The 25,783-nt window shown below is 55.1% G+C and carries 20 protein-coding genes; 10 read left to right on the top strand and 10 right to left on the bottom strand.

What is annotated here, in order from left to right:
- The first annotated feature begins 675 nt into the window (after positions 1 to 675).
- A complete protein-coding gene (locus FH061_RS21375) occupies positions 676 to 1,359 on the top strand; it encodes a ParM/StbA family protein (protein WP_318841041.1) in 684 nt (227 codons plus the stop codon).
- Between the two features lie 942 nt (positions 1,360 to 2,301).
- Here FH061_RS21375 and FH061_RS21370 read toward each other — a convergent pair.
- The 5 genes from FH061_RS21370 to FH061_RS21350 all read right to left on the bottom strand — a co-directional run bounded on the left by FH061_RS21370 (position 2,302) and on the right by FH061_RS21350 (position 9,558).
- Positions 2,302 to 4,197 (bottom strand): phage integrase family protein, encoded by a 1,896-nt coding sequence (locus tag FH061_RS21370; protein ID WP_151637869.1) that lies wholly within the window; start codon positions 4,195 to 4,197, stop codon positions 2,302 to 2,304.
- Between the two features lie 549 nt (positions 4,198 to 4,746).
- Positions 4,747 to 5,697, bottom strand: a complete 951-nt coding sequence (locus FH061_RS21365) for a helix-turn-helix domain-containing protein (protein WP_151637868.1) — start codon at positions 5,695 to 5,697, stop codon at positions 4,747 to 4,749.
- A gap of 346 nt (positions 5,698 to 6,043) precedes the next feature.
- A complete protein-coding gene (locus FH061_RS21360; RefSeq protein WP_192805185.1) occupies positions 6,044 to 7,072 on the bottom strand; it encodes a ParB/RepB/Spo0J family partition protein in 1,029 nt (342 codons plus the stop codon).
- Positions 7,069 to 8,217, bottom strand: coding sequence for a ParA family protein (locus FH061_RS21355; protein ID WP_151637866.1), 1,149 nt, complete (start codon positions 8,215 to 8,217; stop codon positions 7,069 to 7,071). Before FH061_RS21355 ends, FH061_RS21360 begins: the two co-directional genes overlap by 4 nt.
- A gap of 384 nt (positions 8,218 to 8,601) precedes the next feature.
- Positions 8,602 to 9,558, bottom strand: coding sequence for a threonine/serine dehydratase (locus tag FH061_RS21350; protein ID WP_151637865.1), 957 nt, complete (start codon positions 9,556 to 9,558; stop codon positions 8,602 to 8,604).
- A gap of 524 nt (positions 9,559 to 10,082) precedes the next feature.
- Here FH061_RS21350 and FH061_RS21345 point away from each other — a divergent pair.
- The 3 genes from FH061_RS21345 (at position 10,083) to FH061_RS21335 (ending at position 12,675) form a co-directional block, all read left to right on the top strand.
- A complete protein-coding gene (locus tag FH061_RS21345) occupies positions 10,083 to 10,307 on the top strand; it encodes a hypothetical protein (protein WP_151637864.1) in 225 nt (74 codons plus the stop codon).
- Between the two features lie 186 nt (positions 10,308 to 10,493).
- Positions 10,494 to 12,014 (top strand): AMP nucleosidase, encoded by a 1,521-nt coding sequence (locus FH061_RS21340; RefSeq protein WP_151637863.1) that lies wholly within the window; start codon positions 10,494 to 10,496, stop codon positions 12,012 to 12,014.
- Positions 12,015 to 12,129: 115 nt separating this feature from the next.
- Entirely contained in the window at positions 12,130 to 12,675 is a 546-nt protein-coding gene (locus FH061_RS21335; RefSeq protein WP_225984789.1) for a GNAT family N-acetyltransferase, read from the top strand.
- 10 nt (positions 12,676 to 12,685) lie between these two features.
- Here the strand turns inward: FH061_RS21335 and FH061_RS21330 are convergent, their stop codons facing one another.
- Positions 12,686 to 14,692, bottom strand: a complete 2,007-nt coding sequence (locus tag FH061_RS21330; RefSeq protein ID WP_225984797.1) for a TonB-dependent receptor — start codon at positions 14,690 to 14,692, stop codon at positions 12,686 to 12,688.
- 835 nt (positions 14,693 to 15,527) lie between these two features.
- Here FH061_RS21330 and FH061_RS21325 point away from each other — a divergent pair.
- Complete coding sequence (locus FH061_RS21325) at positions 15,528 to 15,794, top strand: hypothetical protein (RefSeq protein WP_151637862.1); 267 nt, start codon at positions 15,528 to 15,530, stop codon at positions 15,792 to 15,794.
- 159 nt (positions 15,795 to 15,953) lie between these two features.
- Here the strand turns inward: FH061_RS21325 and FH061_RS21320 are convergent, their stop codons facing one another.
- Entirely contained in the window at positions 15,954 to 17,393 is a 1,440-nt protein-coding gene (locus FH061_RS21320) for an NAD-dependent succinate-semialdehyde dehydrogenase (RefSeq protein WP_151637861.1), read from the bottom strand.
- Positions 17,394 to 17,694: 301 nt separating this feature from the next.
- Between FH061_RS21320 and FH061_RS21315 the strand changes: the two genes are divergently transcribed.
- Positions 17,695 to 18,072: a YbaN family protein gene (locus FH061_RS21315; protein ID WP_151637860.1), complete on the top strand. Its 378-nt coding sequence runs from the start codon at positions 17,695 to 17,697 to the stop codon at positions 18,070 to 18,072.
- Between the two features lie 8 nt (positions 18,073 to 18,080).
- Here FH061_RS21315 and FH061_RS21310 read toward each other — a convergent pair whose 3' ends face one another.
- Both FH061_RS21310 and FH061_RS21305 read right to left on the bottom strand, forming a co-directional pair.
- Positions 18,081 to 19,520, bottom strand: coding sequence for a UvrD-helicase domain-containing protein (locus FH061_RS21310; RefSeq protein ID WP_151637859.1), 1,440 nt, complete (start codon positions 19,518 to 19,520; stop codon positions 18,081 to 18,083).
- Positions 19,517 to 20,470 (bottom strand): LysR substrate-binding domain-containing protein, encoded by a 954-nt coding sequence (locus FH061_RS21305; RefSeq protein ID WP_151637858.1) that lies wholly within the window; start codon positions 20,468 to 20,470, stop codon positions 19,517 to 19,519. The genes FH061_RS21310 and FH061_RS21305 overlap by 4 nt, the downstream gene beginning before the upstream one ends.
- A 225-nt stretch (positions 20,471 to 20,695) precedes the next feature.
- Between FH061_RS21305 and FH061_RS21300 the strand changes: the two genes are divergently transcribed.
- The 4 genes from FH061_RS21300 to FH061_RS21285 all read left to right on the top strand — a co-directional run bounded on the left by FH061_RS21300 (position 20,696) and on the right by FH061_RS21285 (position 23,119).
- Entirely contained in the window at positions 20,696 to 21,256 is a 561-nt protein-coding gene (locus FH061_RS21300; protein WP_151637857.1) for a DUF4865 family protein, read from the top strand.
- A 192-nt stretch (positions 21,257 to 21,448) separates the two neighbouring features.
- Positions 21,449 to 22,240, top strand: coding sequence for a DUF72 domain-containing protein (locus FH061_RS21295; RefSeq protein ID WP_151637856.1), 792 nt, complete (start codon positions 21,449 to 21,451; stop codon positions 22,238 to 22,240).
- 139 nt (positions 22,241 to 22,379) lie between these two features.
- Positions 22,380 to 22,841: a hypothetical protein gene (locus FH061_RS21290; RefSeq protein ID WP_151637855.1), complete on the top strand. Its 462-nt coding sequence runs from the start codon at positions 22,380 to 22,382 to the stop codon at positions 22,839 to 22,841.
- Between the two features lie 47 nt (positions 22,842 to 22,888).
- Positions 22,889 to 23,119 (top strand): hypothetical protein, encoded by a 231-nt coding sequence (locus FH061_RS21285; RefSeq protein ID WP_151637854.1) that lies wholly within the window; start codon positions 22,889 to 22,891, stop codon positions 23,117 to 23,119.
- Positions 23,120 to 23,215: 96 nt separating this feature from the next.
- Here the strand turns inward: FH061_RS21285 and FH061_RS21280 are convergent, their stop codons facing one another.
- Positions 23,216 to 25,129, bottom strand: coding sequence for a hybrid sensor histidine kinase/response regulator (locus tag FH061_RS21280; protein ID WP_151637853.1), 1,914 nt, complete (start codon positions 25,127 to 25,129; stop codon positions 23,216 to 23,218).
- Positions 25,130 to 25,783 lie beyond the last annotated feature (654 nt).

Raw genomic sequence — 25,783 nt, 5'->3', positions numbered from 1 at the left:
GGAGCCGGCCAGGTCTCAATGCCTGGAGCGCTACCCATCCCGCTACGAGCGGTCGTCTATCGTTGTCGTTTAGTCGTTTTGCAATCGCCAATGCTGGTCGATGCTTTGATAACCCGTGCGGGTTTTCCTAAAATTTCCGCAATTGCGGGGGTAGGGTTTTGAATATGTGTTCGGGATCGGTACTTTATTTGGCCGGAAACCCGCATAAACACTGGTGTGGCGCGACACTCTGTCCCTGTCTTAGCTCTACACCGGTAGGTGTAAAAAAGGCCAAGATCTAGCTTAAGTCCGATGGACGAAAGCGAACCGAGGCAGAGGTCGACGCTTGATAGCCGTTAGGCTTTTCGAGGTGTGGATAGGGCGTGCGCCCTAGCTCAGAGAGATGCCGAACACCGGCGTTGGGAAATCTGGGGAATGGTTAGATCACCATACCGCAGATTAGACGTGATTGTAGTGGGATACTGCTATTGATGGACACCAGGCCGCAGAGCGACAAGAAGCAGTATAGACGAAATTAAGAAGTCTTATCAACATCCAAAGAGGAGTTTTTAACAAAATTGAAAAGCAAGCCTTAATACGTTGGCATTTGCGGACGCAGGGCGCTTTTCATCCTTTACTGTACCTTAGATGTGTCGATGTGCAGGCCACTATTAATCGTTCGGGATCTATTGATCTATTGAGGTAGTTTTAAAGGGAATCAGTTATACGGAAGATCAAACAATTGTTGCACTCGATGCTGGATGCAGCGCTATGAAGGCTATTGCCTATGACGGTGGGATTAAGAAGGAAGCGGTCATCCCATCCATTGTCGCCCCATGGGGGTTGATCTCTGACGATGCGCAAGCCGAGAAAGCAGAAACTGAAACTGTCGAGGTATGTGGGAAAAATTACTTCTGTGGTGACACACCCTGGATCGTTTCGGGAAGCAGCATGACGACTGACCTGGACGATAACTGGCATACAACAAAAGAGTATAGTGCCCTGTGCCTTGCGGCTATAAAGAAGCTAGTCCACATGGGTGTGCCAAGTTTGACAAATCCGCTGGTCATAGTGGTAACCTCGGCAGGGCAATTTCAAGTCCATCGCTCCAAGCGCCCGGAAGTTACGGTGCAAACCATCAATGGCACTGTGAGGGCGATAAGCCATCCAATGGGCGCATACTTTTCTTATTTTCTTGACGATCGGGGAGTGCCGAGCCGCGAACGTCTATATCGGACGAATGGTAAGAAACGTTCCTTTGGCATCATCGAGATTGGCCATTGCACGACGGCCTTCGTACTCATTCGTGAAGGCGCCCCGATCGATAATAGCTTCAGGTCTTGTGAAGGTATGTCGCTTGCCTCCGACAGGTTGATGTAGATTCTTACCAATAAAGGTTATAACAACCAGACCCCGCTTAAGAATAGCCGACCATAGCTCCTCGACCGTGCTTTTGGCTGCTCCAGCTGCGTTCCTAAGATAGGTTTTCATCCCCGAGAACACCTGTTCAATGGGATTGAGGACCAGACTGTACGGCGGCAGGAAGCGCAATTGTGCCCCATCCCCGTCATTTCTTCTGCAATGCCCGCTACTTTGTGTGAGCCCAGATTGTCCAGCACCACGATGTCACTAGGGTGCAGCACCGGCACTAGCATTTCTTCGACCCAGGTACGGAACGTCTGGCCGTTAATAGGAACATCGATTACCTAAGGCGCCACCAACCCCTCGCAGCGCATGGCGCACACCACCGTTGTCGTTTTCTAGTGACCATAAGGAGCATGTCCAACATAGCGCGTGCCCACTTGGGATCGTCCTCGGGTCGGCGTCATGTTGGTACTTGCCCAGGTTTCATCGAAAAACACCAGGCGCTTGACCGCTAGTTAGGCTGTGTTGTTTGTCGGGCCAGCGCCACGTCCGGGTGTGTTTGCTCGGTTGCATGGACCGTCTTTATTTAAGCTGATGGCCAGCCGAGCGAGCGTATTCGTAAGCGTAGAGATACCAACCCGCACGACATGCTCAGCTTCGAGCCAGGCACAGAGTTGCTCAATGGATGAGGCTTGCGAGGTAGTAAAAGCCGCTCCATCTGCGCCCCACAGCCGGTCTGGCAAGCGCCAGTCATTGTCTTCTTTGATTATGCCAATGTTCCAACTCCTGAAGCAACATGGGCTTGGACGGCTCGCTAAGCCGAAATTTTCTTCATCTTATGTCTACTGGGATACGCTCTAAATTACAACTCTGACAGTCGAACTTCAAACTCTAAGCTTGGCCTGCTATGCGAAGGGGCTTCTGGCATCTGATGACTGGCGACATGCATTGATAGCGTTACGGTACGTCATGCGTTCGACGTAACCACCGAGTACTGGCTGCGGCGAACTGCTTTGCCGCTTCGGCATCCCGTTGGGCAATCGCTTGCGCACAATTCTTGAAGAACGCTTTTATTTGAAGATATAGGGTATTCGCACTGATGCCGGCGGCATTATCAGGATGGCGGATACCTTCCGGTGACCATGGTGCCCGTTGAACAATATCAGTGGCTTTACCAAGTACGTACACCTGTTGATTGCTTGGATGGGTGATCTCGGGATGAAGGCCGCGCGATGCCAGATAATCGGAAAGCTCCTTCGCAAGATGGGACGACAGAACGATGCCGCCTTGCGCTTCCTGATGTACCGATTCGTCGCCTGAGGCGCCTGACCGATGAGTCGCACGCTGTTTCCCATTTTCTGAAGCAGACACCTGCAACTGCCCTACGCGCGCGTTGAGTACTTTGTTAAGTGGCAAGCCGGTCTCGTAAAACAAGTGCAGGGTAAAGCGAAGCCGGCGGTGTGCAGATGTGTTCGGGACCAGGTGCAGTTGCTGTTCCAGAACGCCCCATTGCTCCACGGTGAAACTGCGAGATCTGACCTCAGTGGTTTCCCGCTCAGGTAGCCGGATTTCGTGCCAGGGATCATTGGCAAGATAATGGTTGTCTACCATGAATCGGTATAAATTCTTCAGGATGACCACGGCCTGCCGGCGAGCTGACGGTGCAAGCGGCCCTTCGAATGGCCGCCACAGCGGGCTCCATCTTTCTCTGCTGCGCGGGCCGCACCACTGTTCGCGGGGCATGGGATTTTCCAGGAAAGCGACGTAGGCTGCGCAATCCTGTGCATCCATGGACGACAAGGCGATTTTGCGGGTGATCACCGCCCACAACAAAAACCGTTCGGCTTCCTTCCAGTATGCCCGCTGTGTATGTGTGAGCGGCTCGTTTTTCAACGTGTCGGTCGGCGTATCAACCGCATCCGGTCTTGCTGAAAAAAGGCGACTGAGACTGAACGGCCTGCCTCCGTTTTTCGAGCTGAGCCACAAAACAATGGCGTCCAGATCATGTTCCGCGGAGATCTTGCATTGAGCCTGCGAGCGGCGGTTCTTGCCATGCCGGCCATCCAGATCGTCTGGAATGATCAGTTTATCGAGGGGCACAATGGCGGTAGCCGGCGCTACGACCTTAGCAAGCTTGGTTTTCTCCACACTCTTCAGGGGACTGTCCGTATGCTCGCCGATCATCAGCCCCGTAGTTGGCGCATGCACACGAAGCCAATCAACAATCCGTTCCGCCTTGGTTTTGCCAATGGCCGGGATTCCGGTCGACCATTTCTGGCCCAAGCCGTTGATACGGTCGGCAAGTTGCTTCAGTGTTCTGATGCGTACCGATCGAAGGTGTGCGGCGAGGTCGGGATGAAGCCAGGCATCCACAGGATCATTTGCGTTGGGCGGCTCCGCGATAAGTTGTTCGAGCCAGTCTAGCGCTGCAAGCTGTTTTTCAATAAGCCGGCCGCGACGCGTTTGGCGCGTAGACTGCCGGCCGTAGCGGGCGATGAAATGCTCGAGTTGTTCCGCTTCCGAGAATTCCGTCAGTCCGTGATCGTTTGCGAACTCTTCCAGCGTTGGCATCTTTGGCTGGCGTATGTCCGACCTGTGCGGGTCTATCCGTACTAGCCGGGCCGTACCTGGTCGCGCATGTCGCCTTGCTGCGGCTGCGAATTCATCCCTGATCCACTGGACGGTGCGATGCACCAGCTTTCTATCCTGGTGTTCGCCTTCGATGCGCAGATAGCGGTTCCAGCTTTCGTAGGTATCAATCCCCTGGACGACTGCTCGCATGAAGGCGATATGCCCACGGTGGAGTTTGCGGTTCGCATGGAGGCGAGACTTTTGACGATTACTGATTGTCATGGATCAAGGCTTTATCAGGCGTGACGAAACTCTTTTGGCGACTACAGGAAGATAGCTCGAAATTCGATCGACATAATTTGGATGATTTGCGTAAGTACCTGCGTCTCTCAATAATGCTCGTCGCCATTGCTGAAAAGTCGAGCAGGAAGGCCGCTAAGGCATTGATTCTATAGTGCATTTATTGAGGTCGTGAAATTATGGATCCGTTTGACATACATTTTTACGCATGTTGATTATATGGTTTCTTGATGCCGTTAAACAGATTGCCTTTCTGGTTAGAGCGGATTCCGGGTAAGTGTACGGAAGAATCGGCTTGCCTTGAGATGCAGGGCAAGGCTGGAGAAGCGCCATGTGGCGTGCCAAACCAGCGGCGAACAACGCTACCGTTCGCCTAAGACAAACCGACCTTACATCCACCTGCACTCTGCTCTAGTTCTTGGCAGGGTTTGAATCTCAACACCTTCCAATAACCCGGGTACACCGCGGAATGACGATGCTAAAACAGTCGTGCGATCACTTGGCAATTCAATCTTCCTGTCGTAGCTAAATTCAGCGTGCCTGTTCCACCCATTTACCGGCGCGAATTTCGGCATAGAGGCGTGGCATATCCGATTTCGCAAGTGTGACGAAGCTTCCGTCAGCCAGTATCGCAATCGCTCCATCGCCATCTGCGAAGATGTCGACGCGCTTTCCGGCTTTCGTGAACCGCTTGCCACGATATTCGTCCACATCCGTTCTATGGCTTGCCTGCGTCTGCTCCTGGCTCACCTGACGGTCGAGCTGGGCTGCCCTGGCAGCATAGTCCGACTGTTTTTGGATCATGCTCAGCAAGTAACGGTACACGCGTTGTCCACTTGCGCCAATGGTTTTCAGCCGTGTCTGGGCAAGCTTGAAGATGTCTTCCAGCCGATATCCGGCATGATGTGCCAGACCGCGCAATTTGCAGACTCCTGTGTCTTTCACTCCCATATCGACAATCGCCTTTAGCTCTTGTGGCAGTTGTATCGGGTTTGTTTCCCGATTTTTGATTGAAATCTCCCGTAGATCTTTTTTATAACTAAGGTCTATGTATATAGGACCAGCGGACATTTCTGTCTCTTGTTTGTGCATTTCTGTCGGTTTTGATTCTTCATGTGGCAATTCGACCAGTTCGCACAGTTCGTTGGTAAAGCAATACTGCCTTGTCGTGAAGAGTCCATATTCGGACCGCTTGGAATCAAGTTGCTTCATCCATCCCAGTTGACGAAACGCTGCGACCGCCCGTTGCACAGTCTTTTCGCTCACGCCGGCTTCTTCGGCCACACGGTCGATCCTCGCCTTGATGGGATGCGAGCCATTCTTCTGGGAGGCCCGCGTCAGTAAAGCACACAGTACCTTTCTCATACTCTTCGTCAGTATGAGAAAGGTTGGATGTGTATGCGCACGGAGAATGGCTTGCTGAATTATTTTCGGGTAACGCTGATAAGGTTGAACGATGTCTTCTAATGTATAGGCGCGCACGATCTCGCTCCGCTGACCTGAAGGCCGCAAAGTGTGAAAGGGGCACGTGTTTCGGAAGAGTGGGGACGAGTTATGTCCCGGTGATTTCGTCTTTGACGAAAAAATCTCCGTAAGCGTGCAAGAAAATGGCTGTGGCGTCTTGCACTCAGATGAACTTACGGATAGACTTTGAATTGTCGAGATTCGGTTGCCTACCCGGGTAAATCGAGTACAGCAAAGGCCCGCTCCCCAGCGGGCTTTTTGCTTTTTTCAGCCACTAATGCGTGACTCTAAGTCTTCATCTCTGTCTCCATACGCAATAAAAACATAAGTCTTTGTTTCTTATAGGGTTTCTAGTGGAAACCGCCTATTTTTGAGCTTTCAGGCTTTCCGCATGTCGCTCAAGTACCTGCCGGATCTCGTCAGCTACCGCTTGGGCCTGCTCTGCACTTTTGAAGTCGAGCCGAATCGTTGTGTCAGTCTTTCGATAATTGCAGAAAGTCGCTTTCCCGACCTTTATCTGAACAATCTCTGCCTTTGGCGGTTTAGGCTTGGCCGAAGGCAACTGAGTTTGCTGCTCGGAAAAAATTCCTGGTGTCAGTAAACTGACCTCGCCGTTAAGCAAACGAATAGCCTGGCCTTGATCGAGTTCGCCGCTCGCAATACGATTGAGTGCATCAATGACCTGCTCGTCCTTGCCTTTCTTCGCATGCGATGCCAACGCGAGCGCAGCATTGGCACCGAGAAGGTCTGGACGGGAATTCAGGATTTGGTGCGCCTCTTCCGGCAACTCTTCAAAAGACATGAGTTTTGAGATTTGCGCCTTCGATACACCAGCCATTTCCGCAAGCTGGTCCTGATGCAATTCCGGCTTCATCTTGCGGATCATGCGAAAGCCGAGATACTTCTCATAATCTGGCAAACTTGGCTGAAGCAGGTTGGCATAAAACGCATTGATATTGGCCTGTACCGCGTCACTGTCGCGCACGACCGCAGGAATTTTCTGTCGGCCAAGCTCGCGAAAGGCAGCTACGCGATTGTGTCCCGATACGATTTCATAGCCGCGATCATTTCGGCTGCGTACTGTAATCGGCGTAACCAAATCATTGTTGCGAAGATTTTCGCGCAGCTCGCTAAATTCCTCTTCGCTGAGTTTGCGTCTTCTGCCTTCCACTTCATATAACTCATCGAGCGGAATCTCGAGGTTGACCGCTCGCGATTCCGCTTCCCGCAACTGAGATTCCAGTTCTTCCACTCGAGCTTCCGCCGCATCCATTCGTTGTGCGGCGTTCAAAAACATCGCAGGCGCCGTTCGAGGCGCCCGCTCACCAGCCTTATCGACAGTGCGGGCTTTTACACCCGCAGTCTTGGCACCAAGCTTGTCATAAATACTCATGCCTTGCTCCATGAGACGGCGAGCTGATCAAGGACGTAATCCGCCAGCCGGTCAAGAGGTTCCTTGTAGCGGCGATAGGCTTCAATACTTCCGTCCGGCTTGCTCAGGTCGTAAATCGTTTTCAACTGTGCGGAAGCAGTACGTGCGGCCGTACTGTCAGGAATCTCAATGCCATTAATATGAGCACCATAGGCCTGCTTCATCCATGTCTTGACCAGGCGGGAAATTTCATTGGCCTGCACTTTTGTGTACACAATGGAAATGAAGTCGTAGCGCTTCTGCTTGGCGTTAGGCAATCCGTCGATCAATTCGGAAAAGATTCCCCAGAACTGCACGCTGGATGCAAAATCCAGTGCATCCGGAGGACATGGCATCAGCAAACCATCCGCTGCGATCATGGCATTGACGGTGAGATGCGAAAGGCTCGGCGATGTGTCAATAACAATTAGGTCGAACTCTTTGCGCAGTGGCTCAATGCCGTTCTTCAGCACTTCCCAAAACTTGAATCCGCGCTGCTCCATCGCCTTTGCCGGCAAGGCGAACTCAGCCGCAAGCAAGCCGCTGGAAGCAGGGATCACTGAAAGGTTATGCCAGTAGGTGGTTTGCACCGCATATTGCAGATCAGGATAATCGCCATAGATATAAGGCATGATGGTCTGCTCTATGTCGACATCCTGTTCCGGACTGATGCCAGCCAGTTGCGTTGCCGTACCCTGTCCGTCACAATCAATGATCAAGACTTTCAGTCCGCGCAAGGTCAAGGCCTGCGCAAGCGCCATGGACGTACTGGTCTTGGCGACGCCGCCCTTGTAATTACACACTGCAAGCACCTTGCCCGGCGTGTCCGGTGCACGGCGGGGTCGGCCGCCAATTTTCTGTACCCACTGAATTGCATCTTCCAGTGTGTATTCCTTGGCTTTCGACCCTTCGATTTTCCTGCCGGAAGGTAACTCGTGCTTCTGAGTAAGATACTTCACCTGGCTCTTGTCGATGCTGCAAAGATCAGCGATTGCCACGCTTGTGAAAGTGGGCGCTAACTTCCTTGGATGGGGTTCAACCATCGCATCACGCACCTGTGCGAGTACATCTGCAGCAGTTGCTGCGAGATGATCAAGATCCTCCATGCTGACTTGCTGCAACGTCATAGTAGCTCCCTTTTTGACGGGTAATTCCATATTTCATGAATGTTACTATGAAATATGGAAGTGCACCATGTTTACAGCAGCTTTCTGCCGTCATAATCAAAGGGAATTCCGACAGGTAACGCAGTCGAAACATGAACCGTCAGTGGAATTCGTCACCAACAGGCATCACAAAATACAGAATTCGGCTATGCAGCCGGGTTTCACTTTCGGATCGAGGGTGAAACAGGTGAACGTGTGTTTTACGCAACTTAAACGCGGTGTCTTTTAGGAAGTTGAAACCAGCAACACCTATTAGGACCAAGCGCACGTTCGTCTCAAGTTAAGAACTGGACTTTGTCGGATAACGTCGTTCGGCGGATGCCCGTAGCTTACCCACTGCCATGTCTAGCGTACCGCCGCAAGATATTTTTCAAGAGAAATGTTGCGTCCGCAAAGCACGACGCCGACTTTCTTGCCGCGATAATCCGGGGCATATTGCAACATACCCGCCAGGGCAACGCCGGCGGCACCTTCTACCATCCATCTGTCCGTCTCGACCAGCAGCTTCATCGCCGCTTTGATATCGTTTTCGCTGACAAGGGCGAAACGGTCAATCAGTTGCTGACAGAGGGTGAATGTCATTGCTCCAGGTTCTATGCCTCCAGCCGTGCCATCGGAAATCGTTTCACTTTCCTCGATTTGAATGACTTCGCCAGCAAGCAGGCTTGCGTGCATGCTGGCTGCATTGGATGGCCAGCAGCCAACCACCTCGGTTTGGGGAGAGCAAGCCTTGAATACCGATCCAATTCCGGAAATCAGTCCGCCACCACCGACGGCGACAAATATCGCATCGAATTCGCCGCCCTGTTCAAGCATCTCCATGGCGATCGTACCTTGACCGGCGATCACGTCAGCGTCGTTGTATGGAGGTATATAAGGCATGCCAGTAAGTTTCGATTGGCGCATGGCTTCCATTTCCGAAGCAAGCGCATCTCCCGCGACTTGCACAACTTGCGCATCCATGGAACGAATTGCCTCAATTTTGGCCGGTGAAGCGCCGACAGGAATATATACGGTTACTGCTATGCCCAGGGTTTTGCCGGCCAATGCCACTGCAAGTCCATGATTGCCGGAAGATGCGGTAATCACTGCGGTCCTCTGTAGCGACTCATGATGCCGGATTAATTTGTTGCTTGCTCCTCGGAATTTGAACGAACCCGTTCGTTGAAGATGTTCGCATTTCAAATAAACTTCGCAACCGCTGAGTCTGGACAGGAGAGGGCTATATTCCAAGGGGGTTTCAAGCACTTGTGGTCGGATCAAGTGATGAGCTTCAACAATATTTGCAAACAGGCTAGTCATGGAAGTGTTTTTATCAGTTGCGGCTTTGCCAGCGTCAACATACTAAAAAGTTAGCAACCCAGGGCAACGATAGACGGTTATTTTTTCAAGCCCATCTCGAAGTTAGTTCGCTTTTGGTTTTAAACGAACCAGCAGAATTAGGAAGTCTTGTTTTTACCCCGTTATATGTCACTAAACCCTGCATATGCAAAGAAGCTCAATATGCTAAAGTAATTTCCAAAAGGAAACTTGAATCTTCCCTGTGTTTTTATTTGTAGAGGGACACATGAACAAGCACCCTGGAATTAGAGCGGTTTCATTCTGACCGGCCTGCCGATCCTAAACAGGATGCCACCGGCACCGCGTTGTGATTCCTGGCCATGTCACGACCTCGTGCCTTGTTCCATCGGCAATCTGCCTCGGCCTCGACTAAGCCGGTAAGTCCGAAAACGCTCCAGTACCGGCAAATGGGCTTGATCCCTTAGGTTGATAGACATCGTGACAACGTTATTCCTTTTACGGCACGTCGTACAGGAGATGGCAATATGTGGATAGAACGCTGCAGCAACTGGAGGTGCCGCCGACCATATCAGGTCAATGAGTTCAAGGGTGAAGATGGCAATCTTTTCGGCGATGAGCTCAGGCCCGAACAGGTCACCTGTCCCCATTGCGGCCAAAGCGAAACCCGCTGGACAACCAGTATCTTCATCTCACATGCACTATCCTTCGAAGAAGAAGAGCATTTCCAGCAAACGCGGCATGATGCCTGAATGTGTGAGGCATCACTATCTGGTCGTAGGCTTTCTAGCCTTTTATGAGGCATGCTCGGCTTTACATATCGTGCTCCGGCAAGGTAATTGAAACCAGGCATGGCTTTCGCTAGTTCATCATGGACAGCGCATTACAATATCCCTGACACAGCGTGATCAAGCCATAAAGCCTTCAGGAGCCTCACATTGTTTACTCCCCAATTCACTCCATCAGCCAGTTTCGATGATCCCAAGGCCGCATTTGAGCAGGCGCGCACCATCTATGAGCGCAGCATCATGCACCTGCGGGAGTCTCTGCACCGGTTCGTTGCCGGCGAAACTTTCCCGGAGCGCGTGCGCGCCTGCTATCCGTTCGTGCGCGTTCATACCGACACCGTTGCTCGCGCCGATTCCCGACTCTCCTATGGATTCGTTGCCGGGCCAGGCACTTACGAGACCACGATTACCCGGCCCGATCTGTTTGCCAATTATTACCGTGAACAGTTTGCGCTGCTGCTGAAGAACCATGGCGCAAAGCATCAGGTGCAAATCGAGATCGGCACCAGCACCCAGCCCATTCCGGTGCATTTCTCCTTCGCGGAAAACGACCACATCGAAGGCAGCATGACCCCCGAACGGCGCCTGATGATGCGCGACCTGTTCGATCTTCCGGATCTGGCGGCCATGGACGATGGTATCGCCAACGGAACATATGATCCTCTGCCGGGGGAAGCCAAGCCGCTGTCGCTGTTTACCGCACCGCGTGTGGATTATTCGCTGCAGCGCCTGCGGCATTACACCGGTACTGCCCCGGTGCATTTCCAGAATTTCGTGCTGTTTACCAATTACCAGTTCTACATCGACGAGTTCATCAAGCTCGGCCATGAAATCATGGGCCGTCAACACGAGGCCGTGACCGGGCTCACATCGAACACGGACCAGTATGTCGCCTTCGTCGAACCCGGCAATGTGATTACCCGCCGCGTCGGCGAGAGCGTGCAGGTAGGTGACGAATTCGGTGTTCCGCCGCCGCGTCTGCCGCAGATGCCCGCTTACCATTTGGTCCGGGAGGACGGTTGCGGCATCACCATGGTCAACATCGGCGTCGGGCCGGCCAACGCCAAGACCATTACCGATCATATCGCCGTGCTCCGCCCGCATGCGTGGCTGATGCTCGGCCACTGCGCCGGCTTGAGGAATACGCAGGAACTCGGCGACTATGTGCTGGCTCACGGCTACGTACGCGAGGATCATGTCCTTGACGAAGACTTGCCGCTATGGGTACCGATCCCGGCGCTGGCCGAGGTGCAATTGGCCATTGAAGCTGCAGTGGCGGAAGTGACGCAGCTTTCCGGCTATGAACTCAAGCGCATCCTGCGTACCGGCACCGTGGCCAGTACTGACAACCGCAACTGGGAATTGCTGCCGCAACTTACTCCTGTACGGCGCTTCAGCCAGAGCAGGGCGGTTGCGCTCGACATGGAAAGTGCCACGATAGCAGCCAACGGTTTCCGTTTCCGTGTTCCTTACGGCACGCTCCTTTGCGTAAGCGACAAACCGCTGCACGGCGAAATCAAGCTGCCGGGCATGGCCAACCATTTCTACCGCGAACGCGTCGATCAGCATTTGCGCATTGGTATTCGCGCGCTGGAATTGTTGAGAGGGCAGGGCATCGACAGGCTGCACAGCCGCAAGCTGCGCAGCTTCGCCGAAGTCGCCTTTCAATGAGTGGCCAGGGGGTGAACGGAACCGGTCGCCTGGTCCGATTCATCCTGTTCACTGGTATGCCGCTGTGCCAGACAGTACGCCGATCCTTGTGGCCGGCGAGCCCGCGCGCGACGGCATGGACGATCGTTCCTCTCGCAATCCAACTATGACGGTATTTCGAACAATGACACAAGCCGATGTGCCGGCCGTGATGCGGTTGCAGGCCCGCTGCTATCACCCATCGATGCTGGAGGACGAAGCAGTGTTCCGAACGCGGCTGGACACAGTGCCTGATCTGTCTTGGGTGGTTGATGCAAACAAAGGAATCAGTGCCTATCTCGTCGCCTACCGCTCCCGGCTCGGCAAGCCGGGAGCGCTCGGTGCGTCATTCAACAACGCAGAAGATGCGGACACCCTGTATCTCCATGATCTTGCCGTCGATCCGACCTGCAAGGGAAAGGGGCTGGGACCTTCACTTGTCCGGATGGCGCTGGACCGGGCAGTCGAGGAGAGGTTCGCTTATTCGTCGCTGGTATCGGTCCAGGCCTCCAGCGATTTCTGGATGCGGCAGGGCTACGCCGTCTGGACCAAACTCGACGAGCAGCAGGCCGCGGTCCTGCATACCTATCCCGGACCGGCCTGTTATATGGTGAACACACTGGTAAACAAATGTCCTGACTGATCGTGCCGCGTCAGAAATGCATGTTCATCGTGAGCCGGAATGAACGCGATTCGATGGGATGGAAATGAATGTCGCCGGTGGCGCTTCCGGCTGGTTCGTCGGCGAGGCGCGAGGCATAGTAGTAATCAATCGCGGAATGCCTGCGGTTAGTGAGATTGAATCCTTCCAGTTCGACGCGCACCTTCTTGCTGAACTTGTAACCGATGCGTCCATTGATGGTCGCAGTGCTTTTCGAACGTACGCTATTGTCTTCGATCAGTGGCCGGGGGCCGAAGTAGCGTAACTGGAGGGCGCCGAAATACGGGCCGAGATTGTCCAGCGCGAGTGCCAGCGAGGCGACGCCTTCCAGCGCTCCTGGTATGCGTCTTCCGGCCGGATCGCTGTCGCGGAAGCGCGCTCGCGCGAAGGCGAGATCGGCATCAATGGTCAGCCAGCGGGTAGGCTTGTAGTAATTATTGAATTCAATGCCGATGCGCCGGCTCGGTCGTCCGGCTTCCGTGGTGCCTGCATCGCCGACGAAGATCAGCTCGGAATCGAAATCAAGCTGGTAAAGGGAGAGCGAACTCTGCAGGCCCGGAATAAATTCAGTGCGTACGCCAATTTCGGCGCCTTTCGAACGTACCAGCCCCGGCACCCGGTCGGCCGTGGTCCCGGTTGCGGGATCGACGGTGATCGTCGTGCCGCGTGCATCATTGCTGTGAAAACCCGTGCCAAAGTTGAAGTAATACTCGGTTTTTGCCCAGGGACCGAAGATCAGGCCGAGCTTGGGACTGGTAATGCGGTCATTGACCTTGCCCGAATTGAGCGGATTGTCGCTATCCACATCGAAGCGGTAGAAATCATGGCGCAAGCCTGCGACTGATCTGAAGCTGTCTGTCCAGCGCGTCGTATTTTCGAAATGGATGCCGGTGCTGAACTCCGCGATCCGGTCGGCTCGTGTCGTCGCCAGACGCCGGCGTGCCACCGTATGGAAAAGGCCGTTGCCGATGTTGTCATTCTGCAGCTGGATGCCGACCGTATTTTCCGAATCCTTGCCCATCAGCATGGCAGGCCAGCTATGGCTTGCATTGACGCCCGCCGTGGTGCGCTTGTCGCGCTGGTTGAACTGGTCGCCGTTGACAGGATCATTCAGGAAATAAGAGAAATTGGAGTACAGGTCCATTTCGTTGCGAACCAGATAGGCAGTCGCCTGCGTCTGACCGGCGGCAGTGGTCTTGCGCCAGGCGCCCGACAGGCTGTATCGGCTGGCGTCGCCGCCGTCGGTGGTATCGATGGTGCCGAATCGGTCGAGCCGACCGCTTTCCACCGCGCGCAATGGAATTTGATCGGTTGCATTCCACTTGCCGCGATACGCCATTGCCGTCACATTGAAGCCATTGCCCGCGCTGCCTTCGGCATAACGCAGCAAGCCGTTCAGCCGGCGATAGTCGTCGGGCTGAATGAATGGGCCATCGTTGCGGAACAGTTCGAGCGCATAGAGCAAGTTGCCGTTTCCCGACTGCGGCGAATCAGCCAGCAGGGTGCGACGGTAACCGTTCTGGCCGATGCCTATGCTGGCAATGCCTTGTTCCAACCTCTCGGCATAGCGCACATTGACCGCGCCGGCCGAAGCAAAGTCTCCTTCCGCCGCGTAATAGGGACCTTTCCGGTATTCAAGCAGGGTGGTCAGCTCAGGAACCAGGAAGTTCAGGTCAGTCCATCCCTGCCCATGGCCATGACTGCGCTGGTTGACCGGCATGCCATCGATCGTCGTGCGCAAGTCGGTACCGTGATCAAGATTGAATCCCCGCAGGTAAAACTGATTGGCCTTGCCCTCGCCGCTATGCTGACTGACGATCAAGCCGGGTGTCGCCTCGAGCAGCTCGCCGGTGCGATAGACCGTGCGGGCTTCCAGCTGCTGCTGTGTAACGATGCCGGTATTGGCAGATTCGGCAATGCCCAGCTGGCTGGTGCGCGAAGTTTCCACCACAACGGCCGGCAATTCCTTTTCCTGGGCTGACGCCAGGCCGTGGTGCATGCCAAGCAAGACAAATCCTAGCAGTGGCATCGGCAGGCGGCTGGTCAACTGCGTCTTCACTCTGTTTTGCATACGCGGCATAACGGCGGACTTGGTTATCAAAGGCATGGGTTTCCAGAAAAGGTGAATGGATGCCAAGTTGCGGAACGGACAATGATGATACGTAAAGAAGAGGGAATCGGATGCAATCTGCACGACATTTTGGCAAGCCGGCGGCTGAATATTTCGGAGTGCCATTCAAACAATGGCCCGAGCCGACGCCTTTAGGGAACCGACATTGATAAGAGCGAAGGCCGGCATCGGTCTGTGCAAAGTGGCGCTGGCCCGGCGCGGGTAGCCGCACTTGCGTCTCCTCCCCGGGAAATTCGCGCCGTAGCTCGAAACGTATAACCTGCGGCCAGGCGGAAAAGGAGGCGATCGCATGGCTTGACTTGGGATTGGTATTGCATCGCCATGCATGGGATCTGCGAAACAGTAGGACCTGCCGCGCGGCATTCGATGCATTGACCGAGGGACTTGAGCAGCATGGGAACTAAGTGCTGGGCGGTTTGTAGATGAATGTGATCGTTTCGAAATCAGGCGGCGCCCACAAGTATTGCTGTCGTGAATAACGCAAAATAAACCCGTCTGCAGCGTCTTGCTCTTGCCGCTGGATGGTTCGCAGCACGGGCGTGGAAACGCTTAACTCGGCGACAAATTGACAAGTCGTCGCGCCCGGCGTCAATCAGATATATCAAGTGTGAATGCTCTACATCATGAAGCAAAATTGGGAATATGTCTGAAAGTCTCCATACTGTTATCAACCCCGATTGAACCGCAGTACAGGAGCACTGACATGACGACATCCACATTTTCCACCTATCCCGCATCGCAGGGCGCAAGTAATTACACCGGCAACCTCGGCCGCGCATTCGCCGCTCTGATCGGCGCCTTGTTGGCTGCACGGCCTCAAGCTTCGGCGATGCCGAAAGCTGCACAGACTGAAGTGGCTGATTCCGTTAATCTGGCGAAGCTGTATCGCCTCTCCAGCGGGCGCGATTCCCTGAACCCGGCCCTGCTCGCTGAACTGAAAGCCATTTTGGAGCGCAATTCCGCCGTCTGAAGCATCATGTGATTCTGGGCTGCATACCTCCGTGCATACCCCAAGCAGCAGACCGAAAAGAAACAAGCCCCCTCCGGCAAAGCCGGCAGGGGGCTTGTTATTTCGTACCGCGATATTCGACGGACTGCTTACGACCCAGTCCGCCGGCAACCAATTGCGTTAGGCGTTCATCACCGCCACCGAACGCACATTCAGATAAGCCTCCACGGCTTCCGGGCCGCCTTCGGAACCATAGCCCGAATCCTTCACCCCGCCAAACGGCATTTCCGCCGACGGCAAGGCCGGCATGTTCACCCACAGCATGCCCACTTCCACCCGGCGCGCCAGCAGGTCCGCATTCTTCAGTGAACGCGTGAACGCATAACCGGCCAGACCGTAGGGCAGGCGGTTCGATTCGGCAATCGCTTCCTCCAGCGTATTGAAGCTGCGGATCGCCGCCATCGGGCCGAACGGCTCGTCATTGAACACCTTTGCTTCCACCGGCACATCCGACAGGATCGTCGGCTGCCAGAAGTTGCCGGCGTCGCCGATGCGCTCGCCGCCAGCCAGCACCTTCGCCCCGCGCTCCACCGCATCCTTGGTGAACTCCGCCATGGCGGTGAGGCGGCGCGGATTGGCCAAGGGGCCCATCTGCGTGCCTTCGGCCAGACCGTCGCCGATCTTGAGCGCCTGCGCATGCTTGACCAGCGCCTGCTCGAACTCGCCGCGGATGCTTTCATGCACCAGGAAGCGGGTCGGCGAAATGCAGACCTGGCCGGCGTTGCGGAACTTGGCCGCACCGGCCGACTTCACCGCCAGCGCGATGTCGGCATCTTCGGCCACGATCACCGGCGCATGGCCGCCCAGTTCCATGGTCACGCGCTTCATGTGCTGGCCGGCCATTGCAGCGAGCTGCTTGCCCACCGGCGTCGAGCCGGTGAAGGTGATCTTGCGGATCACGGGATGGGCGATCAGGTAGCTGGAGATCTCGGCCGGATTGCCGTAGACCAGGCCGAGCACGCCGGGCGGCAGGCCGGCATCGGCGAAGGCCTGGATCAGTGCGGCGGGGCCGGCCGGGGTTTCTTCCGGCGCCTTGACCAGCATCGAGCAGCCGGCGGCCAGCGCGGCGCCGACCTTGCGCACCACCTGGTTGATGGGGAAGTTCCAGGGCGTGAAGGCGGCGACCGGGCCGACCGGGTCCTTGAGCACCATCTGGCGCACGGCGATGCTGGTGCGCGAGGGGACGATGCGGCCGTAGACGCGGAAGCCTTCTTCGGCGAACCATTCGATGATGTCGGCGGCGGCTAGCGCCTCGCCCTTGGCTTCGACCAGCGGCTTGCCCTGTTCCTGGGTCAGCACGCGGCCGATGTTTTCAGCGCGCTCGCGCATGAAGGCGGCGGCGCGGCGCATGATCTTGCTGCGCTCGGCGGGCAGCATGTCGCGCCAGGTTTCGAAGCCTTTCTGGGCGGCTTCGAGGGCGCGGTCGAGGTCGGCGCGGCCGGCATGGGCGACACGGCCGATTTCCTGGCCGGTGGCGGGATTGTGAATGGCCAGCGTGCGGCCGTCGGCGGCATCCTGCCACTGGCCGTTGATGAACAGTTGTGTATTCGGATAAGTCATGGTGTGCTCGCTTTGCCCAGCGCAGGACGAGTGGATCAAGCCGTAACACGCTGCTCGTCAGGCCTGCGCGAACTGACGGGACATGGGCGCGTACGGGGTTTTAGCGCATGGCAGGCAATACTGGAACCTGCCTACATTAAATATTGTTGCCAATTTGGCTTGGCAGGGCTCTAGTGTACCAGCGATGGTGGAAAGGCATCTGACATGGTAAATTGGATATCTGACAACTCTGCCAACAGGGTTCTTTGATAATGGGATTTTCTCCTCATTTTATTGCGCGTGAAGACGAACGGATCCGGCCGTGAAATTATTGTTGAATATGATCGGCCTTATTGCCATCGCGCTTGGCATTCTGGGCATATTCCTGCCGCTTCTGCCGACCACCCCTTTTCTTTTGCTGGCCTCCGCCTGCTTCATGCGAAGCTCGCCGCGTCTACATCAATGGATGCTGAACAATCCGCTATTCGGCGAGTATCTGAAGAATATTCAGGAGAAAAGAGGCATACCGCTCAAGGGCAAGCTCATTACGCTGATCGTGCTCTGGACATCAATGGGATATTCCATCTATATCGTGCGCCCGCTTATGCTCAAGGGCCTGTTGACCGCGCTCGGCCTGGCGGTGACTGCCTGGATCCTGCATATGAAGACATTGCGCCGTGAGCCTGATCAGAAGTCGTAACGGCGACATCATTGCATAATCGGATGCAACGTCCCCTTGTCAATCGCCTCGATGAAGGCAAGATACTGGCGATTGAACTGGATGGCGCTTTTCGCACGGGTCATCGCCACATAGAGCAGATTGACCTCCTGTTCAAATTCGGCCGCATCGACGACGGTGCGCCGTCCCCGCTTGTCCACCAGTTCCTGGTAATCGTCGTCAAGCAGCACCTGATCGAACTGCAATCCCTTTGAACGGTGCGCCGTCAGCAGCAGCACATCTGCGTCGGCCGCGTTCGCGCAGGCCTGGCTGACCACTTTGTCCATCAGCTCCGGCAATGCGCTCCGGTATTGATTGACCACTGACACCAGGGAAAGGATTTCCTTGTCGGAGGTTTCGCGTCCATAGGATGCCAGCGTCTCGAAGTCGCCGAACTCCCGATAGAACGCATCCTGCACCAGCTCGTTCTGATCCGACCACAGGCCGTAAATGTCGCGCAGCTTGCCGAAGAGGGAATTGTGCAATCCGCCGATGAAGTGTACACGGCGCTGGCCGAGCAGATTGACGGCCTGATTGAATACGCCGGCATTGGTGCGGCTGATGATTGCGAAAGGACGGGCATGGTCGATCCGGTCCGGATGCCCGGCCATCGCACCGCCGCCCACGATCACATGCGTTTCCGCTTTCATGTATCGCAGCAGGGTCGTCGCGGCATTGGCGACCAGGCTGCCGAAGCGCATCGACCGCGCCAGATAATGCACCTCCGCTGCGGGCAGCATGTCCATGACATTGACATTGCCGCGAAAGCCATAGATTGATTGATGCCGGTCACCCACCAGCACCTTGCCGCAGTGTTGGCGGAACACCACGTCGGCAGTCACGAGATTCGTGTCCTGCGCTTCATCAAGCAGGATGATGTCGTAACGCTTCGACAGCACCGGCAGGGAAAGCTGGTACAGCTTCAGATAGGCGTCATGTGGAAGAGGCAATGGTTTGGTGTCATCGATGATGTCGCGCCATACCTGCTGCGCGGCGGCGGCAATGCGCAAGCGGTCGGACATGGGCAATTCTTCAGGAACGTTGTTTTCCGAAATCACCGGACTCGCGGAATACATGAAATGTTCCAGTGTCTTCACCAGCACATCCGCTACCACCAGCGAGACATCGCTGTAATGACGGAGCAGGTCGTTCGGCCGCAGCGAGCCCAGCTTGTGACGGTAGCGGTGCCCGACTGCGAGGTAAGCCAGCGAGTGAATGGTGCGACAGTCGACATTTTCGGGAAATGAGCCCGCCGCTTCCTGAGCCATGGCCTTGTTGAACGCAAGGTACAGAATCCGTGCCCGTGGGCGTGCCAGCGCGTAGCCGCGCAGCGTCGTGGTCTTTCCGGTGCCTGCGAAGGCATTGACGACGATGTTTGCGGAGCGGCTGTTGATGACTCCGGTCTGCTCGGCGGTAAAGTGCATATTCATGCTTCCACAACTGCGGCTGCCATCCCGCGGCCCAACATGGGCATGCGGTGAGCGGCGGACGAAGCCATTTCACCGATGCCCTGCCGAATGATATCTTCCAGCCGCCGGCATGCGGCGGATTCCGCTTCGGCTTTGTACATGGCAAGTTCCAGCGAAGGCAGGGGCGGCAAGCCACAGTCTTCCAGTCTGAGCGCCCGCAACCCGGAGGGCAGGCCGAGCCGGGTGCGCACGGTCACGCCGAGTCCGGCCGCCACCGCGGCCCAGACACCGGCCAGGCTCGGGCTGGTGAACACCAGCCGCCAGGGAATGCCGGCCCGGTCCAGCGCTTCGGTTGCCTGTGTGCGCATCAGGCACGGCGATTCGAGCGCAACCAGCGGCACAGGCTCGGCCTCGCGCCGTGCACGCGCGCTCCACTCATCCGGCGCCTGGCCGGCCCGACCTATCCATTGCAGCGGATAGCTTCCCATCGTTTCCCTATGCGCAGTCTCGCCGCCGGTATGCCATGCGAGTGCCAGATCAAGCTGCGCTGAGCATACCTGCGTGAGCAGCTCCGCGTTGCGGGCGATCCTCGCCTCGATGCGTACGCCGGGATGGCTGCGGGCGAAGCGGCCAAGGATCTCCGGCAGCAGAAGTTCGCCGAAATCTTCCTGCAAGCCGAGCCTTACCCAGCCTTCCAGTTCCAGTCCGCGCATGGCCATCGTGGCTTCGTCATTCAGTTCCAGGATGCGCCGGGCGTAACTCAACAGGACTTCCCCGGCATCCGTGAGGATCATGCCGCGGCCTGACCTCGTCAGGATTTGCCTCCCCGCCTGCTCCTCCAGTTTTTTCATCTGTGCGCTGACTGCGGACGTGGACCGTCCCAACCTGTCTGCCGCCTTGGCAAAGCTGCCCAGTTCCATCCCGACGCTGAAGCTGCGCAATGCGTCCAGATCGAAATTGATTTTCCGCATGGAATCGTCCTGATTTTTTGAACGGTGTGTTTCAAACAATTTGATTTTCGTAACTATCGTCTGCCTTTACGCTTAGCGTCAAGTTGTCGATGACTTCACCTCTTCTTCAGAGAAAACGCCAATGAGTCAGCTCGCGCAAGTCATCGACTCTGTCCCGCTTGGAGGTATCCGGGAGCGAAGGCAACCGGTGCACCGGAACACAACTACACCACAGGAGAAAACTGCATGATCGCGATGCAATATGGATTCACTTTCCCCGCCGACTACGATATGTCGATCATCGACCGGCGCATTGCGGAAAAAGGCCACATGATGGACGGCTTCCCAGGTCTGGTGTTCAAGTCTTACCTGACTGGACGCACCACATCTTCGCAAGCAGGGATCGCGGAAAATACCTATGCGCCGTTCTATCTGTGGCAAAACGCCGAAGCGATGAATACTTTCCTGTGCGGAGCGGGTTTCGCCGGCCTGACGCAGGCATTCGGATGGCCGTCGGTAAAAACCTGGCCGGTATGGCGTGCAAGAATCTCCGCGACCATATCCAAGGCTCGCTTCGCCACTTGCGCTTCCGTTCCTATTGCTCCTTATACGAACCTGGATGCCTTGCGCATCCAGGAGACCAAGCGTGCCGACGCAATCTTGGAACGTGAATATGGGCTCGCCGCGTTGGTCGGATTCGATCCGACCAACTGGACGCTGGTGCGCTTCCAGTTATGGGAGTCGGCCCCAACGCGCTTGTTTGCCGAAGAAAGGCGATATAAAGTCGGGCATGTGTCGGCAGGATGAAAAGGAATCGCATCAATGCAGCGCATCAATGCAGCATCGGAGCAAGGTTTGCGCAGTCGCGATGCCGGCATCGGAACCCACCTATATGATGTCTGCGAATGCTTGCGCACAGGCGCTGTAGCCGCACGATCCGGTACCTTGATGCCTGCGCAGGCATGCGAACATTAAGTGACGCGCCAGACAACGAGCGGAATGCATATCTACATCGGCACCAGCGGCTTTCAATACAAGCATTGGAACAACGGCGTCTTTTATCCGCGCGGGGTGAAGGACAGGCTGCGCTTTGCATTGAGCCGGATGACGGCCATTGAAATCAATTCCAGCTTTTATCGCATCCCTCCGCCGGAAACTGTCGAATCATGGACTCACGGTCTGCCTGAGGGCGTAAAGCTGGTGCTGAAGGCGCCTCAATCCGTGTCTCATCGACGCAGACTGAAGCGGCAAAGCGAAGGCAATGTCCGGCAAGGCAGGGATTTGCTGAATTATTTCATTGACGGCGTGCTGCGCATCCCCGAGATCAACCGTGGCCCCGTTCTGCTTCAGCTACCTGAAAGCATGGCAATCGATCTGACTCGCCTTGAGCCGGTATTGGGGCTGTTCGCGGACCGCGGTCTGCAGGTGGCCCTAGAGGTCAGGCATGCATCATGGTGTATTTCCGATACGTTTGCACTGCTCGAACGCTACCGTGCAACGCTCGTGGCATCGGACTGGCCGGAATTCCGTGCTCCCCTTATTCCCACCAGTCAGGTGATCTATCTGCGCCGCCATGGCCCGGGTGCCTTGTATGCAAGCAGTTATGACGATGACGCACTGGATGCCGATCTGGAGTCGGTTCTGCGGCTAGGAGAGTCCTGGCAATCTCTGCCATCAGTGAAGGAATGTTCTGTCGATACGGCCTATGTCTTCTTCAACAATGACATACACGGGCATGCGCCGCATGATGCAATGCGCATGTTAGCCTTGCTCAAGGAAAGATCTCCCTAAAGGCGTCAGTTCCAATCAACGCGGCAGCACTCGCTTCCTAGTTATTCCCGTACTGCAACTTCCGTGCATGTCCACAGGCACAATGGTAGAGAAGGTTTAGAATGCATTTTCGCTCCGTTGATACGCCGCAGCCTAATCTATGGAAGAAAGACCAGTCCCCCGCCCTTGGCAACCAAAACCCTTTTCGGTCGCCGTTCTGGACAGTGACGAATATCTTGCTGACAGACTCTGTGAGCGCCTACGCAGCACAGCAGCATTCAACGCAAGCGTGTTCTATGACATCGCGGTACTGACCAAGGCACAACGGCAAGACGGGTTTGATGCGTATGTACTGGATTATTTGGCGGATTGGCCACCTCCCTCTGCTGCTCTTGAAACACTCATCGCTTCGATTCGCAATGGCCCCAGCAGCAATAGCAGCAATAGCAACGGCAGCGATATTCCGATCTTCGTACTAGGTAACCAAACAGTGCCTGAACGTATAGAGGGCCTTGGCGACATTCTCATGAAATACAAGGTCCGGTATGTGTTGAAACCAGTTCAAGTGGAATATCTTGCCAAGCGGGTTGCCGAAGCAGTGGCAAAACGGGCAGGGCTTTGAATACAAAATCCAATAGCGGATGTGAAACTGCCGGGAACTTGAATGGGATGTTGTTATCCAACCACGAAACCAATACGAGCTTTGCGTTTCTTCAAACCTTAATCACCGTTTTCATGATGACTAACTTTCGAAACAGAGCGGACAATGCGTATCTGGGCACCGTCGAAGACAAAATAATGGGTATAGGCTGCGTCTTTGCATCAGCGAGTGTAAGTCTCGCCATGATGTTCTGGACTGCCCGCCTGCTGCTCAATAAAAGCATGGTGCTGTTAGGCTAAACCCGCATTCGGATGCGGAAGCGCGGAAACAGAAATGTGACTACCGCGATTTGTCGAGTGGATATGATGAAGTCATTCCTATCCACTCGCGCAAGGTTACGGCGCGCGAAGCTTCTTGGCCAGATCCGACAACCGATATGGCTTGTTCAGGAAGACGAAATCGTCGATTGCCTTATTCTGCGTCTTCAGTGCTGGAAGCGGATAACCGGAAGCGAGCAGTATCTTGATATCGGGCCGCAAGTCGCGAACATGCTCTGCCAGCTCGATGCCGTTCATGCCCGGCATCATCACATCGGAGAACAATACCGAGATGTCTTTGCTGCGATGGAGAATTTCCAGTGCGGCTTTCGCATTATTGGCAGTATAAACTTCGTAGCCGATGCTGCGAAAGAGCGCCGCCGCCAGATCCATTACGTCCTGCTCGTCGTCAACTACCAAGACTTTGTCTACACTGCTCTCGGCATTTTCATAATCATCGGCTGATGCATCAATGGCGGGTAGGTACAAATCGATCGTGGTACCGGCGCCTAATGACGACGACACCGCGATGCCACCCCCGGACTGCTTCATGAACCCATACACCTGGCTCAGTCCCAGACCTGTCCCTTTCCCAACCTCTTTTGTTGTAAAGAAAGGTTCGAATGCGCGTGAGATGACTTCCTTTGTCATTCCAGAGCCAGTGTCGGCGACCGCGACCTTCACGTAACGTCCTGCTGCAACCCCTGTTACCTGTCCTTCCGCCATATCAACGTTCATCGTGCCAATCGTGATCGTGCCGCCGACAGGCATCGCATCGCGTGCGTTGACGACAAGATTAAGCAGGGCGGTTTCGAACCGCGCGGGATCGACCAGGACCGGACGGAGATCAGGCGCCAACTCAGCGTTGAAGCCGATGCTGGAATTTCCTGCACGTCGGAGAACTGATTCGAAGCCAATGATGAGACTGTTCAGATTATGCTTTTCCTGCTTCAAGGGCTGCTGCCGTGCAAAGGAAAGCAATTGCTGGGTCAAGCTTGCACCACGCTCCACTGCGCGGCGCATGCTTTCAACAATTTTCATGCTGCTCGGGTTGTCCATGTCGAAAGGAAGGACTTGAAGACCATTGCTGAGCACAGACAGCAAGTTGTTGAAGTCATGCGCAATGCCTCCCGTCAACTGTCCGATTGCTTCCATTTTCTGGGACTGGAATAACGCGGCATTGGCGCGTTCAAGCGCTTCGGACGCCTCTTTCTTTTCCGTAATATCACGAGTGATTTTGGCGAACCCGACCAGTACGCCGTCATCATTGCGAATTGCATCAATAATGACGTGTGCCCAAAACCTTGAGCCATCCTTGCGAACTCGCCAAGCTTCGCGTTCAAACCGCCCCTCTTTTCTTGCCGTTTCCAATGCAACTGCAGGCAAACCCGCCTCGCGGTCCTCTGGGGTATGAAAGCGGGCGAACGACGTGCCAATGACTTCGTTGGCCGTGTAGCCTTTGATACGTTCAGCGCCCGCATTCCAGTTAGTGACTTCTCCGGTAGGAGACAGCATGTAAATGGCGTAATCAGTCACGCCCTGCACCAGCATCCGGAAACGCTGTTCACTTTCGTGCAAGGCCTCCTGGGCACGCTTACGTTCGGTAATATCCCGCGTTACCTTTGCAAATCCGATGTGCTCGCCTTCCGTGTCGAAGATCGCGTCAATCACAACACTGGTCCAGAAGGTCGTGCCGTCCTTTCGTACGCGCCAGCCTTCCGCTTCAAACTTGCCATGTTCTAAGGCGATGTCGAGCGCTCTCTGCGGTAAGCCGGATTCCTGATCTTCACGCGTATAGAAACGGGAAAAGTGATGGCCTATGATTTCATCGGCACGGTAGCCTTTGAAACGCTCGGCGCCAGCATTCCAGCTGGTGACAATTCCGCCGGGGTCGAGCATGTAAATGGCATAGTCACTAATCCCGGAGACGAGGAGCTCGAATCGACGTTCCGCCGTCATTTTTTGGGACGGAGAAGCAGACAGCTGATTCATATTATGTAATTCCTTTATAGCTACGAAGCCACGCATCGTTGGGTGCAATGGTACACCCATACACCTAGGCATATTCCGCGACACAAGAAGTGAAGGATCAGTGCTGCACGAATAAGTTCTTTTCCATAAAGCCACTGAACCATATGAGCATCAAACGTCCGGACTTGCACTGACGAAGGCAATCATGACCATGATGATGCTCCTGTGCGCCTCGGCAGGACCTTATACAAGGCGAATAACATTTTTCATGGAAGGACTGGAAAGATACCCAGGACTCTACAGGCGCGCTCAATCGTGTTGCAAATTTATCATGCTGGAGCCTGCAGAACTTTAATTAACGTACATGCCTGTACGAACTGCAACTCCCATCTTCAAAAAAGATTTGCAGACTCACGAAGGCTTTGCTATAGTTCGGCTCCCGTCGCGAAACGCAGCAAACAAAGCGCACGGCGACAGACACGACGCTCTGTCAGGCAACAGGTCTTTAACAACCAACAACCGATAAGTGTGGGCGCTTGATGAAGCGGGCCGGCGGCGCAAGCTGCAAGCTCAAACAACATGAAGTGCTCACAAGAGAAACAAATAGGAAGTATCGCAAGATATTTTTCTGTCAGTATTTTGAGTGAGCGACACCTCGCAAGAGGTTGCCCGCAA

The organism is Noviherbaspirillum aerium, from assembly GCF_008929045.1.
Classification (GTDB): domain Bacteria; phylum Pseudomonadota; class Gammaproteobacteria; order Burkholderiales; family Burkholderiaceae_D; genus Noviherbaspirillum; species Noviherbaspirillum aerium.
Note: the sequence above shows the minus strand (reverse complement) of the source record. Positions and strands in the feature narration are given on the sequence as shown.

Bases quoted from the DNA above. Each gene is read 5' to 3' on its own strand.
- FH061_RS21370 (WP_151637869.1), bottom strand. From the start codon at position 4,197: ATGACAATCAGTAATCGTCAAAAGTCTCGCCTCCATGCGAACCGCAAA.
- FH061_RS21360 (WP_192805185.1), bottom strand. From the start codon at position 7,072: ATGAGTATTTATGACAAGCTTGGTGCCAAGACTGCGGGTGTAAAAGCC.
- FH061_RS21355 (WP_151637866.1), bottom strand. From the start codon at position 8,217: ATGACGTTGCAGCAAGTCAGCATGGAGGATCTTGATCATCTCGCAGCA.
- FH061_RS21350 (WP_151637865.1), bottom strand. From the start codon at position 9,558: ATGACTAGCCTGTTTGCAAATATTGTTGAAGCTCATCACTTGATCCGA.
- FH061_RS21345 (WP_151637864.1), top strand. From the start codon at position 10,083: ATGTGGATAGAACGCTGCAGCAACTGGAGGTGCCGCCGACCATATCAG.
- FH061_RS21335 (WP_225984789.1), top strand. From the start codon at position 12,130: ATGGACGATCGTTCCTCTCGCAATCCAACTATGACGGTATTTCGAACA.
- FH061_RS21330 (WP_225984797.1), bottom strand. From the start codon at position 14,692: ATGCACCACGGCCTGGCGTCAGCCCAGGAAAAGGAATTGCCGGCCGTT.
- FH061_RS21325 (WP_151637862.1), top strand. From the start codon at position 15,528: ATGACGACATCCACATTTTCCACCTATCCCGCATCGCAGGGCGCAAGT.
- FH061_RS21320 (WP_151637861.1), bottom strand. From the start codon at position 17,393: ATGACTTATCCGAATACACAACTGTTCATCAACGGCCAGTGGCAGGAT.
- FH061_RS21310 (WP_151637859.1), bottom strand. From the start codon at position 19,520: ATGAATATGCACTTTACCGCCGAGCAGACCGGAGTCATCAACAGCCGC.
- FH061_RS21305 (WP_151637858.1), bottom strand. From the start codon at position 20,470: ATGCGGAAAATCAATTTCGATCTGGACGCATTGCGCAGCTTCAGCGTC.
- FH061_RS21300 (WP_151637857.1), top strand. From the start codon at position 20,696: ATGATCGCGATGCAATATGGATTCACTTTCCCCGCCGACTACGATATG.
- FH061_RS21295 (WP_151637856.1), top strand. From the start codon at position 21,449: ATGCATATCTACATCGGCACCAGCGGCTTTCAATACAAGCATTGGAAC.
- FH061_RS21290 (WP_151637855.1), top strand. From the start codon at position 22,380: ATGGAAGAAAGACCAGTCCCCCGCCCTTGGCAACCAAAACCCTTTTCG.
- FH061_RS21285 (WP_151637854.1), top strand. From the start codon at position 22,889: ATGTTGTTATCCAACCACGAAACCAATACGAGCTTTGCGTTTCTTCAA.
- FH061_RS21280 (WP_151637853.1), bottom strand. From the start codon at position 25,129: ATGAATCAGCTGTCTGCTTCTCCGTCCCAAAAAATGACGGCGGAACGT.